The organism is Streptomyces sp. L-9-10 (genome assembly GCF_004151105.1).
GTDB lineage: Bacteria > Actinomycetota > Actinomycetes > Streptomycetales > Streptomycetaceae > Streptomyces.
In genome coordinates, this window is record NZ_PHRF01000134.1 from 1 (window position 1) to 12,690 (window position 12,690).

The 12,690-nt window shown below is 68.1% G+C and carries 12 protein-coding genes and 3 pseudogenes; 6 read left to right on the plus strand and 9 right to left on the minus strand.

Annotation, left to right across the window (positions count from 1 at the left end):
* A partial coding sequence (locus tag CU044_RS29660; RefSeq protein WP_129771840.1) for a ScbR family autoregulator-binding transcription factor occupies window positions 1–593 on the plus strand: 593 nt, incomplete at its 5' end.
* Between the two features lie 108 nt (window positions 594–701).
* Here CU044_RS29660 and CU044_RS29665 read toward each other — a convergent pair.
* From CU044_RS29665 to CU044_RS29680, 5 genes and pseudogenes are all read right to left on the minus strand, one after another.
* Window positions 702–980, minus strand: coding sequence for a transposase (locus CU044_RS29665; protein ID WP_240045923.1), 279 nt, complete (start codon window positions 978–980; stop codon window positions 702–704).
* A 182-nt stretch (window positions 981–1,162) separates the two neighbouring features.
* Window positions 1,163–2,116, minus strand: a complete 954-nt coding sequence (locus tag CU044_RS29670; RefSeq protein WP_129771841.1) for a hypothetical protein — start codon at window positions 2,114–2,116, stop codon at window positions 1,163–1,165.
* A gap of 225 nt (window positions 2,117–2,341) precedes the next feature.
* Window positions 2,342–2,467 (minus strand): hypothetical protein, encoded by a 126-nt coding sequence (locus CU044_RS40105; RefSeq protein ID WP_275670234.1) that lies wholly within the window; start codon window positions 2,465–2,467, stop codon window positions 2,342–2,344.
* Between the two features lie 123 nt (window positions 2,468–2,590).
* Window positions 2,591–3,133 (minus strand): DapH/DapD/GlmU-related protein, encoded by a 543-nt coding sequence (locus CU044_RS29675; RefSeq protein WP_165371999.1) that lies wholly within the window; start codon window positions 3,131–3,133, stop codon window positions 2,591–2,593.
* Window positions 3,134–3,215: 82 nt separating this feature from the next.
* A pseudogene (locus CU044_RS29680) lies at window positions 3,216–4,213 on the minus strand (LysR family transcriptional regulator).
* 276 nt (window positions 4,214–4,489) lie between these two features.
* On the opposite strand from CU044_RS29680, the gene CU044_RS29685 reads away from it, so the two are divergent.
* From CU044_RS29685 to CU044_RS29695, 3 genes and pseudogenes are all read left to right on the plus strand, one after another.
* Complete coding sequence (locus CU044_RS29685) at window positions 4,490–5,227, plus strand: VOC family protein (protein WP_129771842.1); 738 nt, start codon at window positions 4,490–4,492, stop codon at window positions 5,225–5,227.
* Window positions 5,228–5,260: 33 nt separating this feature from the next.
* A pseudogene (locus CU044_RS29690) lies at window positions 5,261–6,057 on the plus strand (pyridoxal-phosphate dependent enzyme).
* A 245-nt stretch (window positions 6,058–6,302) separates the two neighbouring features.
* Entirely contained in the window at window positions 6,303–7,436 is a 1,134-nt protein-coding gene (locus tag CU044_RS29695) for an ABC transporter substrate-binding protein (RefSeq protein WP_129771885.1), read from the plus strand.
* Between the two features lie 230 nt (window positions 7,437–7,666).
* Here the strand turns inward: CU044_RS29695 and CU044_RS29700 are convergent, their stop codons facing one another.
* The gene (locus CU044_RS29700) at window positions 7,667–8,416 is read right to left on the minus strand and encodes an SDR family oxidoreductase (protein ID WP_129771843.1); all 750 of its coding nucleotides are present in this window, start codon (window positions 8,414–8,416) and stop codon (window positions 7,667–7,669) included.
* A 178-nt stretch (window positions 8,417–8,594) separates the two neighbouring features.
* Window positions 8,595–9,500 (minus strand): AraC family transcriptional regulator, encoded by a 906-nt coding sequence (locus CU044_RS29705; RefSeq protein WP_129771844.1) that lies wholly within the window; start codon window positions 9,498–9,500, stop codon window positions 8,595–8,597.
* A 144-nt stretch (window positions 9,501–9,644) separates the two neighbouring features.
* Between CU044_RS29705 and CU044_RS29710 the strand changes: the two genes are divergently transcribed.
* The gene (locus tag CU044_RS29710; RefSeq protein WP_129771845.1) at window positions 9,645–9,962 is read left to right on the plus strand and encodes an antibiotic biosynthesis monooxygenase; all 318 of its coding nucleotides are present in this window, start codon (window positions 9,645–9,647) and stop codon (window positions 9,960–9,962) included.
* A gap of 172 nt (window positions 9,963–10,134) precedes the next feature.
* Entirely contained in the window at window positions 10,135–11,103 is a 969-nt protein-coding gene (locus CU044_RS29715) for an alpha/beta hydrolase (RefSeq protein ID WP_129771846.1), read from the plus strand.
* 137 nt (window positions 11,104–11,240) lie between these two features.
* On the opposite strand, the gene CU044_RS29720 is transcribed toward CU044_RS29715, so the two are convergent.
* Together CU044_RS29720 and CU044_RS29725 are read right to left on the minus strand one after the other, a co-directional pair.
* Window positions 11,241–12,149, minus strand: coding sequence for an aminoglycoside phosphotransferase family protein (locus CU044_RS29720; protein WP_129771847.1), 909 nt, complete (start codon window positions 12,147–12,149; stop codon window positions 11,241–11,243).
* Window positions 12,150–12,326: 177 nt separating this feature from the next.
* Window positions 12,327–12,690: pseudogene (locus CU044_RS29725) on the minus strand (TetR/AcrR family transcriptional regulator); the annotation flags it as partial.

Here is a 12,690-nt window from a genome sequence, read left to right on the forward strand (position 1 = left end):
CAGCCCGCGTGTTCGAAGAACACGGATACCAGGCGGCCACAATCACCGAAATCCTCACCACCGCAGGCGTCACCAAGGGCGCCCTCTACTTCCACTTCCAGTCCAAGGAAGACCTCGCCCACGGCGTACTCAGCGAACAGGACCAACGCCTCACCGTCCCCGACCGCGCCTGCAAAATCCAGGAAGTCGTCGACGTCATCATGCTCCACGCCCACCGCCTCCAGACCGACCCCATGGTCCGCGCCGGCGTCCGCCTCTCACTCGACCAGCAAGCACACGACCTCGACCGCAGCGGCCCCTTCCTCAACTGGGCCACCGTCATGCGCGAACACCTCGAAAAAGCACAGACCCAAGGCGAACTCCTCCCCCACGTCCAGCCCGCCGAAAGCGCCGACGTCCTCGTAGGAAGCTTCGCCGGCATCCAGGCCATGTCCCAAGCACTCACCGACTACCACGACCTCACCGACCGCGTCCGCACCCTCCTCCACCACCTCCTCCCCAACATCATCCACGCCTCCATCCTCACCACCCTCGACCTCACCCCCACCCGAGGACAAACCGTCTACAACGAACTCACCACCACACCCCAATAACACCCCACCCAACACACTTACCCTGGCCGATCATGTTCGGAGCCAGACCGTGAGGGCTGCCGCTGTTGCGGGCGAGGAAGACGTAGCCGCACCTGGCGTACCAAGTGGTCACTGCCCGGTGCCGTTTCCTCCGGGGGTTCCGGCCAGTCGCTGGAGGTACAGAAGGCGTACGCCTACGGAGACAAGGGTGACGTGGCGATGCCGGCCTTTCCAGGTGCGGGCCTCGAAGCGGGTCAGGCCCAGGGCCTGCCTCATCTCACGGTAGACGTGCTCGATCCTGCGGCGGAGCCTGGCCAGCCGTACGAGCGTGACCAGCGGAATGTCATCAGGCAGGTCGGAGAGCCAGAACTGCACCGGCTCGTCCTCGGCAGCGGGCCATTCGGCCAACAGCCAGCGCTCAGGCAGTTCCGGGCCATAGGCGCGCTCGCGGATCCCACGGCGCCCGCGTACTGCCGCAACTCACAGGCTGACGCATCGCCATCCTTGAGGAAGCCCGTGGCAAACAGTGCGTGTCCGCGTTCCGGGCGGCCGCGGGGCCCAGCCGCCCGGAACGGCCGCTCGCTGAACTCTCAGGCGCGGTAAGGGTTGCGCAGATAGGTCAGGCTCAGATCGCCCGTGTTACCGAAGTACCGGGAGACCAGGTACGCGGGATCCGTCGCGATCACGCCCGCCTGGAGGTCGCTGCCGTCGTTCATGTCGTCCCAGGTCCAGGGAGTGTGCGCCGCGTTGGCCTTGCCGTTGTCGCCGCGCAACGTGCCCCACTCGGCGTACGTCTCACTGTTGTTGCGACGGCCCCAGAGGCTGTCGGAGGCGGTGAGGTCGGTGAGTCCGTACCGCGCGTCGCGGTCGTTGCCGCCGGTCGGGACCGAACCCGCACCGCGGCTCGGCTTGAAGACGATTCCGTCGCCGCCGGGGAAGTCGGCGCCGTTCCAGGCGTAGGCACCGTGACCGCGCGCTTCCTGGAAGCTCGTCGGGTGCGCCGCACCGTCGTAGGCCTGCATGATCACGGTGCCGTCGATGCTTTCGCGGCCGTCGGTGAAAGGGCTGCCGGGCGGCGTGTACGAGTAGAAGTTGTCGTGTGCGAGCGTCACAACCGCCTGAAGGGCGCCGTACTCGCTGCCGTCCTTACGGACGACCTCCAACTGGCCCTCCATGTCGTTCTCGTGGGAGAAGAGGTTCAGCGGGTAGTCCTTCCAGTCCCGGGGGTGGTAGAAGGCGTAGGTGATGTACCAGTGTGTCTCGGTCTCGACCACCGAGTAGTACGCGGTGCCCGCCAGCCGTGAGGTGTTGGCGTCGAGGTTCTCCCAGTTGTTGAGGGTGTTCCAGTCACCGTCGTAGTTCACCGGCGCCAGGTAGTCGGCGGAGTAGTACTTCGACGAGGTGTCCTGATAATGCAGGGGCGCCCAGCGGTAGGCGAGGTCGGCGTCACTGGGGGCGGCCTGTGCGGGCGGGGCGAAGAGCAGCGTGGTGGCGCCCACGAACGCGACAGACAGGGTGGCCAGGACGGATCTCCAACGGGTCACGGCGGTCCTTCGGTAGGGAAGTCGGAGTGGCGACTCCCCATGATCGGGACCGGCAGGCCCTGCGCGAAGCCCTGGTCAGTGAATGTTCAACGGCGAGAGGCGATTGTTCACCCGCGCGCTTTGGAGCGTACCCAAGTTCCCTTCAATCCCCGGATGTTGTGTCCTTCGGCGAACGGTCACAGTGACAGCGACACGAACGCACCGAAACGGCACCTTCGATCACATTCACGTGCAGCCGACAAGATCGGCGACCACGCCCGCGAAGTCGAGCCGATGCGCGCGCGGGCTCCAGGAACGGGGTGATGAGCTGTTCACGGTCCAGAACTCGCCGTACCGACTGGCGGAGGTCATCGGCCTGTCCTGCTCGTCCGGCAACGAAACCCGGTGGACCGCCTCGAAATGACCGAAGGCCCGTCGACGGATTGGCGCCGAGCGCAGAGGCGATGCCGAGTCGCGGAGGCCCTGGATGGGTTGTCACCACCGTCGGTGGACGGTGGCTTTCGTACCGGTCACCAGGCTTGCCGGCGGAACGTCGTCGGCCACGACCGCGCCGGCGGCGACCACGGCGTCACGCCCAATACTGACGCCGGGCAGGATCGTGGCACCGGCTCCGATCCACACGTTCTCCGCCACGTCGATGGGTGCGCCGGTGAGGTACAGCCGCCGCTCCTCGGGATCGACCGGGTGGCCGCCGGTGATGAACGTGACCTTCGGGCCGACCATCACGCGCTCACCGAGACGGATGCCGGCATAGTCCAGGAACGTGCAGTTCTGGTTGATGAACACGCGCTCGGCGAGGTCGAGGTGGAGGCCATGGTCCGTGTAGAAGGGCGGATAGATCGTGACTCTCGGCGGCAGTGGCTTGCCGAGGATCTGTTCGAACAGTTCCGCCTTGCCCGCTTCGTCCTCGAAAGGCAGGACGTTCAGGCGGGAGGTGAGCCCGGTGACCCGCAGGACTCGCTCGGCCATCGCCTGGAACTCGTCGCTGTGGATACGCATGAGACGGTCGCTGGACATGCCGCGATCCTTTCTTGGTGTGTCGGTGACTGGATAAGGCCCGCTCGGCGCCGGTGGAGGCTGCTGTCAGCAGCCGGTCGAGTCACCTTTGTCGGGATGGGGACGTGCGAGCGTGAGCGCTGTCGCTGTCGCCGTCGCCGTCGCCGTGTTGTGGCGCCGTTGCCCAGGAAGGGAGCCAGACCGTCTCGGGGAGCCTTGGCAGACTTCCCAGGTGGCTGATGATTCCGCGGAGCCCTGGATGTGATTCGTTCTGGAGAGGATGAGCGAGAGTGGGTATGCGAGGGTCGGACTCACGATAGGGATGCGGCGCAGGTCGTAGTTCGTCGGCCAGATGTACCGGTCGCGTGCCCCGACGAGGGTGGCCACGTCCGTGGAGCCCGCGAGGGTGTCCAGGAGTACTTCGTCCCCGAAGTGCGGGCCTGCCGCGTCGATGCGTAGGTCGAAGTCGGTGGCGAGCTGATCGTAGAACTCCGCCCATTCGCTCAGGGGTGCGATACCCGGCACCCAGATCCGGTGCTTACGCAGCTGCGGTGGCGTCAGTCTTCGTGCGGAGGCGAGCGGATGTCCCGGGCCGACGAGAAGTTCCAGCGGGGAGTCGAACGCGTGGATCATGTGCACGTCTGGAGGCAGCAGGCCCGGGTCGGTGACGGTACGGAACGAGGCGTCGATGTCGCCCGCTTCGACGGCGGCGACCGCCACCCGTGGGTCGTCGACTCTGAGGGTCACCACGTCGAGATTGGTTTCGGGATGCGCCTGCCAGTACTCGTGCAGAACGACGGACTGCGCGCTTCGCAGGCCGAGAACGTCGATCCGAAGGGCCCGGGAGCCCGGCCTGACCGCAGCGATGGCGCGCTCGACTCCCGCGACGACACTCCGTGCGTGGGGAAGGAATGCCTGACCGTCGAGCGTCATCTCAACCCCTCGCGCGGTACGTGTGAACAGGCGCACTTCCAGCGCGCGCTCCAGCGCGGCGATTCGCTTGGAGATCGCCTGCTGTGTCACGCCCAGCTCATCGGCCGCCTGTTGGAACCGTCCGAGCTCGGCTGCCCGAACGAACGATCGCAATCCCTCGGTGTCCACTGGTCCATCGTAGGGCGGCCCAACCAATCGTTGTGGCTCGCCGAGGATTGGTTGTCTGATCGCCCCCGCGTGGCTGTTGTGCTTCACGTGTCCAAATCGCCGGTTGTCGCGAGGAGCCATGGTGCGGCGGGGGTGTTGAGCCGGTCTGCCCAGTTTCAGTGTGACTGAGCACGGCAGTTGGCGAGCTGAGCAGTGCGCCTGTAGAGCGAGTTGAGCTCTGTGTGGTGACGGTATATGCGTTTGTCGTTGCAGGGCGGTGTGCATAGGGTCGGCGGCATGGCGACACGGCTTGTTCAAATTGCGATGAATGCTCGGGATGACTCCGCGCTCGGCCGGTTCTGGGCGGAGGTGCTCGGCTGGAGCATTGACAGCGAGGAACCCGGCGTGACGAACCTCGAACCCGTGGGCCTTGTCTATCCCGACCCCGTCGCCCTCTGCGTCGACGTCCTTCGCGTCCCGGAACCCAAGACGGTGAAGAACCGTGTGCACATCGACCTTGCCACCACCTCCGCGACCCATCAGGCAGAGCTGGTCGCACGCCTCCAGGTTCTCGGCGCGACGCCCGCCGACGTGGGGCAGGGCGACGTTCCGTGGACGGTCCTGGCCGACCCGGAGGGCAACGAGTTCTGCGTGCTGGAGCCGCGATCCATCTACCGGGACACCGGGCCGATGGCCGCGGTGGTGGTCGACTGCGCGGATCCGCGGGCCATGGCCCGGTTCTGGGGCGAGGCGATGGACTGGACCCTGCACGAGGTGACCGACGATCAGGCGGTGCTGCGCTCCGCCGAGGGTGTCGGCCCGTATCTGGAGTTCCTCCGCACATCCGACGCGAAGACCGTGAAGAACCGCATCCATCTCGACCTCCGCCCGTACCCCGGTGACGATCAAGCGGCGGAGGCGGCCCGGCTGCGGGCTCTCGGCGCCACCGACATCGACCTCGGCCAGGGCGACGTAGCGTGGACGGTCCTCGCCGACCCGGAGGGCAACGAGTTCTGCGTCCTCACCCCACGCTGACACGGAGGCTTGACGGCACTACGCTGCTGTGTCGTGCAGGAGACGCGTCTCGACACAGCTCGAATCCGGGCGGCTCGCCGGGTCATCGACCCGATTTTTCTCGACACTCCGCTGTACCGCTGCGAGGCGCTGGAGCCCGACCTCGGGTGCACAGTGAGCATCAAGCTCGAAACGGCGAACCCGGTCCGCAGCTTCAAGGCCCGCGGCACCGAGGTCGTCGCGAGCCGGCTCGCCGACCACGGCTCGCGAGCCGTGGTGTGTGCCAGCGCGGGCAACCTCGGCCAAGCCCTCGCTTGGTCCGGCCACGGCCGGGGGCTCGACGTGACCGTCGTGGCATCCCGCTTCGCGACGGTGACCAAGCTGGATCGCATTCGCGCGTTGGGCGCCGGGTTGGAACTGGTCGACGGCGACCACGAGATGTGGTGAAGTCTCTGGCGCCCGACGTCGAGGTGATCTGCGTCCAGCCGCTGGGCGCACCGGCGATGACACACTCGTGGCGCAGACGGCGTGTCGTCACGACCGACTCGACCGACACCATCGCCGACGGCGTCGCCGGCCGGTTTCCCATCCCGGCCGTCCTGGACGATCTCCTGCTGGTCGCCGACGACGCCGTCCTGGTTCAGGAGGCGTCGATCATCGCCGGTATGCGGATGCTCCTCGACCGCGCCGGCCTCGTCGTCGAGCCGTCGTCCGCGCTCGGCATCGCGGCGGTCCTCGAAGACCGTGAACGCTTCGCCGGCCGGCATGCGATCACCATCGTGTGCGGCAGCAACGTCGACGTAGACGCCTGTCACCGCTGGGTCGGTGCGCCTCCCACTCACAGATCTTGACAACTACTCGCGGGGGACAAGGCTGCTACCAGAGCACACCACCGGGCGCCGGACGGCGTCCCAGGGTAGATGCCGACGGTCCCGCGCATCCCGTGTGCGTGCCAGGCGCACCACGTATGCAACATCCCCGCCTTCGGGTCCGATATCGAGATCCGACGGATGTGGCCGTAAGCAACTGTGCGGGCTGGTTCGATGTCGTGGACTCCCGCATACGCATCGTCATACGAGAACGGAGACGCCCAGGCATGAATACACCACCCCCGCCATCCGGGTCGGAGCGGACCGGCGGATCGTCCGTCCGGGCCGGCGGATCGTCCGTCCGGATCGGCGCTCTCCTTCCGCTGACCCGGCCCGGGTGGGTCGAGGCCGGCCAACACCTGCTCGCCGGCCTTGAGTTGGCCGCCGACGAAGTCAATGAAGCAGGAGGGATCGCCGGAAGACCACTGGAGCTTGTGGTCCGGGACACCGCGGCTGATCCACACAGGGCCACGGCAGCCGTGGACGAATTGGCGGGCCTGGGTGTGGCCGCCTTGGCCGGGGAGTATCACAGCGTCGTCGCTCGCGCCGCTGCGACCAGGGCCGACGCCCTCGGTCTGCCGTTCCTCTGCTCGTCAGCGGTTCTCGACGCGCTCACCGAACAGCCAACGGAATGGGTCGCACGCCTCGCCCCGCCGCAGTCCCGCGGCTGGCAGGTCTACGCGGACTTCCTGCTCGGCGCGGGCCACCGTCGCATCGCCGTAGCAGCCCAGCCCAGTGTCTACTGGGCAGCTGGGACCCGCGTTCTGCGGGACCATCTCACCCCACGCGGCGGCACCGTCACCGAACTCGATATGCGCGCGCTCACCCCCGCGGCCGTGTGCGACGCACTCGTCGACAGTCGCGCGACAGCCCTCCTTCTTCTGGTCGGCCACCCAGAGCCGGCAGTGCCGATCGTCAAGTCCGTCCGCCGCGACGAGCGCCTCACCGGGATCATGATGGGTGCTCCGGCCGGGCAACCGGAGTTCGCCGCATGGGCGACGTCGCTGGGCGCCGACGGCGCCGGTACCCCGTTCTTGCGCTATCTGCCCGAGCGCCTCACCCCACTCGGCGCACGCGTCGGGAAGTCCCTCCGCGAGCGACTGGGCGAGGCGCCCTCCTTCGTCGCCTTCGAGGGCTACGACACGGTTGTCGTCCTCGCCGATGTGCTGCGTTCTCACGGCACGGACCGGTCGCGCACCGCGGAAGCCTGGGCGCGCGTCGCGGTCGTAGGTACCCGCGGGCGGATCCGGTTCTCCCGCGTGCCAGGGGTCAGCGTTTGGCAATGGGCTGGGACGCCGATCCAGGTCGTTGATCGGGATCCTGCGGAACCCGATCGATTTCGGATCCTGCACTCCAGATGAGAGAACACGGCGTTCCGACGGCCCAGATCCGTCCGAACGCTTCGATGAGACGCCTGCCTTCCAGCCGGCGCCCACTCATACCCAGCCGCGGTAGATGCCGAGCGCCTTGCCGGAGCGGTTCCGCACCTTCGTGGCTTCGACGTCGGCGGGCACGCAGGAGCACGCCCAGTCCTTCGTGGCCCTCGTCCCGCTGAACCTCTCAGTGCGGTGTCATCACGCCTGCTGGTCGATCACTTCGCCTGGGCCAGCCGGACCGCGTCGGGACCGGCGGGGAAGCGCAGCTGACCCGTCGTGTCGTGCACGGCTCGCCATACCGCCTCGGCGACGTCGCTCTCCCTGGTGAACACGTCCTGTTCCATGAAGCCGTCCATGGCCTTCTTCACGAACGCCGCGTACGGCGCCGGAACGAGCTCGTCCAGGGAGCCGCCGTTCGTCGCCCTGGCCGCGAAGTTGGTCGTCAGGCAGGCGCCCGGCTCGACCGTCTTCGCCCGCACACCGAACGGTTCGACTTCGAGCGCGAGAGATGCGGTGAACCCCTCGACGGCCATCTTGCTCGCCTTGTAGACGGCCGAGAGCGGCATGTGCCCCAGCACCACACTGGAGGTCACGTTGACCACCACGCCGGAGCCGCGCTCGCGGAACTGGGGCAGCACCGCCTGTGTCGTCGCCATCACACCGAACGTGTTGGTCTCGAAAACCTCCCGCACTCGGGCCATGGGGGTGCCCTCGAACACGCTGACCGAGGGCACCCCCGCGTTGTTGACCAGGGCATCGATGGGGCCCGCCGCCTCGAACACGGCGGTGATGCTCTCGGGCCTGGTCACGTCGAGCTCGACGACGCGGAGCCGGTCCGACTCAGGAAGGACGTCCGGACGCGGCGTCCGCATCGTGGCGATGACGTTCCAGCCCTGCGCGTGGAAGTAGTGGGCGGTCTCCCGCCCGTACCCGGATGAGGTGCCAGTGATCAGAACCGTCTTCATGATGTGCCCCTTGCGATGTGGTGGGATCCCGTCCGGATGGACAGGTACTTTCCTGATGGACAGGGATTTTCCTGGTCCCCGGGAGGACCGGTGATCCCATTGAACCGCTGTGACCTGCGCGGATAGTAGAGCTATCCTCGCCGCTCCTTGCACGATCCTCCCGTGCGGCCCGCCCGGCTCAGGGCAGGAGGTGCGCCGGGGTGCGTACGGTGTTCCGCAGGCCGGCGGCGTCCTGGCTGGGGGGTACGCCGAACTGGCGGCGGTATTCCCGGCTGAACTGTGAGGGGTTGTCGTAGCCGACGCGCCGGCCGACCCCGGTGACATCTCCGGGGTGGGTGGCGAGCAGCAGCCGGGCCTCCTGCAGCCGGATCTGCTTCTGGAACTGGATGGGGCTCATCGCGGTCACCGCCTGGAAGTTGCGGTAGAAGGCGGAGACGCCCATGCCGGACTGCCGCGCCACGTCCTCGACCCGGAAGGGCTGCGCGTAGTGCTCGCGGATCCAGCGCACGGCCCGCGAGATGTGGCTGAGGCTGCTGTCGGCCAGGCCGAACTGGCGAACCGTCGCACCCTGCTCCCCGGTGATCAGACGCCACAGGATCTCGCGCTTGACCAGCGGGGCCAGTACAGCCCGGTCGCGGGGCTCGTCCAGCAGGCGCAGCAGCCGGACCACCGCGTCAAGCAGCGCGGCCGGAGCGTCACTGACGGCGATCCCCGACGGCGCGCCGCCACTCATGCGGGGTGTGTCTCCGTGCCCGGCCCCGAGCAGCAACTCGGCTGCGGCGGACGGTTCCAGGACGAGGCCGAACCCCAGCGCCGGATGCTCGGGGTCGGCCTGGATGAACTGCCCCGTGACCGGCAGATCGACGGATGCGACCAGATACTGCCCGGGCCCGTACTCGAACACTCTCTCCCCCAGGGCGAGGCGTTTGGCGCCCTGGGCGATGACCGCCAGGACCGTACCGGACATCGAGGGTGCCGGGGGATCAGGGCGATCGACCTTCGAGATGAGGACGCCGTCGACGGCAGTGGTCCAGTCGGGCCGCGCATGGCGGGCCAGCAGCGTGCGGAGTTCATCGAGGTCCATGCGTCCATTGCAGCACCGTTCCGCACCATGGCTCCGGCGGCCGCGAGGATCGTGCACGTACGCACGAGCATCGGTCTAACGTTTCCGCAGGTCACGTCGGTTGAATGGAATCACCGCACTCCATCACCGAAGAAGAAGGCATCCATGATCGTCAACTACGGCTTCAACGCGACCCTGACCGCCAGACCGGCCATGGGCGACCAGCTCGTCGACCTGCTGCTGACCGGACTGAACGAGGGCAGCCCCGGCGCGAGCGAGCACTGCCTCGTCTACCTCGTCTCCCGCTCCGCGTCCGACCCCGACGTCGTCCATGTCACCGAAGGCTGGACGAGCGAAGAGGACCATCACCGTGTCTTCGCCGGCGAGACCGCCCAGGCCATCGTCGCGCGGATCGGCCCACTGCTCGCCAAGGACTCCGCGTACACCGACTACGTCCCGGTCCGCGGCAAAGCCTCCTTCTGACCCGCCGAAGACCCTCGCCGAGACCCTCGCCGAAGACGCCCGCCAAAGACCCCACACCCACACCCGCACCGCAGCTCCTGCTGCCTCGGCGCCCGCCGAGGCAGCCCTCTTCCCGCCCGACCGTCCACCACCACCCACGCACCACCACCACCACCCACGAAAGGCGACGACCATGACCACGGCACGCCCCGCCCTCGACCCCGAACTGCGTGAACTCTCGGCCGACATGCCGCTGATGTCCCAGCTCAGCCAGGAAATGCTGGCGCAGGTACGCCCCTTCTCCTCGATGCCCGTCGAACCCCTCCTCGAAGGGCGCGCGATCGACCGACGCGAGGTCACCGTTCCGAGTCCGGACGGCACCCCGATCCCCTTGTCGATCTTCAGCCCCGCGAACACCGATCGCACCACCGCCGCACCCTGCGTCTACTGGATGCACGGCGGCGGGATGGTCATGGGCGACCGCTTCTCACAGATCGACATTCCGCTGGAGTGGCTCGACGAGTTCGGCGCGGTCGTGGTCTCCGTCGACTACCGGCTCGCACCCGAGGCCACCGGCACCGTCCCGGTCGACGACTGCTACCAAGGACTGCTCTGGATCGCCGGCCACGCCGCCGAACTGGGCATCGCCCCCGACCGGATCATCGTCGCGGGCGCCAGCGCGGGCGGCGGCCTCGCCGCCGGGGTCGCCCTGCTGGCCCGCGACCTCGGCACCCCGACAATCGCCGCCCAAGTCCTGATCGGCCCCATGCTCGACCACCGCAACACCACCACGTCCAGCGGCCAGTACTCGAACGGGCCCGGTGTCTGGACCCGCGAGATGAACGCGTTCGGATGGCGCTGCCTCCTCGGCGACCTCGCCGACGACGAGGTACCCGCATACGTCTCCCCGGCCCTGGCCGACGACATCTCGGGCCTGCCGACCACCTACATCGACACCGGCTCCGCCGAGGTCTTCCGCGACGAGGACACCACCTACGCGACCCGCGTCTGGGCGGCCGGCGGCCAGGCCGAACTCCACGTCTGGGCAGGCGGCTTCCACGGATTCGACGCCCTGTACCCACAGGCACGCATCTCGGCAACGGCCCGCCGAACCCGCACCGACTGGCTCGCCCGGGTCCTGCTCAAGAACCCCGTCGCATAGCGCCACCGAAAACCTGAGGACGCGGTGGGCGTGAGTGCCTGTTCGCTGAGCCTTGCCCCTCGGTCCGTCTCATGAGACGCGGAGTCGGCAGGCGAGTGCCGCGGGTGTGAAGGACGGTGCCGGTGCCCGGGGCTCGACTACGCGAAGCGTTCGTGGTCGGCCAGTACCGCGTCGATCACCCGAAGATGGATGACAGCCCGTTCGTCTCGGGGATCCGTGCACTCGGCCACCGTCAGCGCGGACTTCCACAGTGCCCAGCCCCTGGCCCTGGCCCAAGTGCCGTCGTCCTGTCCGACCGCCTGGCGGAACGCCTCGCGGCTGTCCTCACGGAACATGGTCCAGGCGATAGTGAGGTCACAGGCCGGATCGCCGACGCCCGAGGTGCCGAAGTCGATGACGGCCGACAGTTGGCCGCCGTCGACGAGAAGGTTGTTGCCGCCGACGTCGCCGTGGAACCACACCGGCTTCCCACGCCATTCGGCGGCGAGTGCCGCCTGCCAGACCTCGGTGGCCCGCACGCTGTCGACGCGGCCGCCCAGGGCGGCGATGCACCGGTGCGTCTCGGCGTCGTAGTGGGCGGGTGACGTGCCGCGGTAGAAGCTGTGTGCCCCCGCGAGGGGGCCCTCGGTGGCGTCGCAGCGCTGCAGGGCGAGAAGGAAACCGGCCACGTCGGCGGCGAACTGGGACAGGTCGTTGATGCGTTCGGTGGAGGCCGTCTCGCCGGGCAGCCAGCGGCGTACCGACCAGGAGTAGGGATATCCCTCGCCCGGGGCTCCCTTGGCCAGGACGGTGGGCACTGCCACCGGCAGGGAGGGCGCCAGGCGGGGCAGCCAGTCACATTCCTTGTCGACAGCGGAGGCGTAGCCGGCGGCGGTGGGCAGACGGACTGTCATGTCCTCACCGAGGCGGTAGGTGCGGTTGTCCCAGCCGTCCACCGCCACCGGGACGACCGGCAGACGCTCCCATTGTGGAAACTGCGTGGCAATGAGCCGCTTGACCAGCGCCGCGTCGATTCCTGCGCGCCCGTCGGGAACAGTCGAAAGCATCCGCCGATCATCACAGGTGCGGCCGTGTGAGGCAACGGAATAGTGACCTGGGGACACATCCGAGCATCTGGAGAACCGCCGAACTTCGCCTCGTACCACCAGCCCTCACCCGCGGGCAGGGGCGGGGCGGCGGAACGACAAGCCGTGCGGGTGACGGAGGGACCGCGCGATCCTCGCTCAGTCCTCCGCCGTCCATCCCTGGAGGGGACCGGAGCCCAGCACCCTGGCGGTGAAGTCCGCCAACTGCGCACGCATTCTTTCGCGCGGCACGTGATCCTTTCCGGCCAGATGCTCGACGAGGTCGGCTCGGGTGGCGGCGAGCAGGGCGTGGGCGGTGAAGTCGCCGTCGGTCAGGCCGGGGATCCGCTCCAGTACGGCTTGGAGCAGGCCGTGCCATCGCTCGTAGTGCTCCGCCTGGTACGGACTGCTGCCCCCGCTCTCCTCCAGGGCCAGCATGAGGCCGCGGTTGTCGAGTTTGAAGCACAGGACGGCGTCGAGCAGGGCGGGTACCCGCTGTTGCGGTGGAGTGGCGGGCCCCAGA

Bases quoted from the DNA above. Each gene is read 5' to 3' on its own strand.
- CU044_RS40105 (WP_275670234.1), bottom strand. From the start codon at position 2,467: ATGACCTCCGCCAGTCGGTACGGCGAGTTCTGGACCGTGAACAGCTCA.
- CU044_RS29675 (WP_165371999.1), bottom strand. From the start codon at position 3,133: ATGTCCAGCGACCGTCTCATGCGTATCCACAGCGACGAGTTCCAGGCG.
- CU044_RS29685 (WP_129771842.1), top strand. From the start codon at position 4,490: ATGGCGACACGGCTTGTTCAAATTGCGATGAATGCTCGGGATGACTCC.
- CU044_RS29695 (WP_129771885.1), top strand. From the start codon at position 6,303: ATGAATACACCACCCCCGCCATCCGGGTCGGAGCGGACCGGCGGATCG.
- CU044_RS29700 (WP_129771843.1), bottom strand. From the start codon at position 8,416: ATGAAGACGGTTCTGATCACTGGCACCTCATCCGGGTACGGGCGGGAG.
- CU044_RS29705 (WP_129771844.1), bottom strand. From the start codon at position 9,500: ATGGACCTCGATGAACTCCGCACGCTGCTGGCCCGCCATGCGCGGCCC.
- CU044_RS29710 (WP_129771845.1), top strand. From the start codon at position 9,645: ATGATCGTCAACTACGGCTTCAACGCGACCCTGACCGCCAGACCGGCC.
- CU044_RS29715 (WP_129771846.1), top strand. From the start codon at position 10,135: ATGACCACGGCACGCCCCGCCCTCGACCCCGAACTGCGTGAACTCTCG.
- CU044_RS29720 (WP_129771847.1), bottom strand. From the start codon at position 12,149: ATGCTTTCGACTGTTCCCGACGGGCGCGCAGGAATCGACGCGGCGCTG.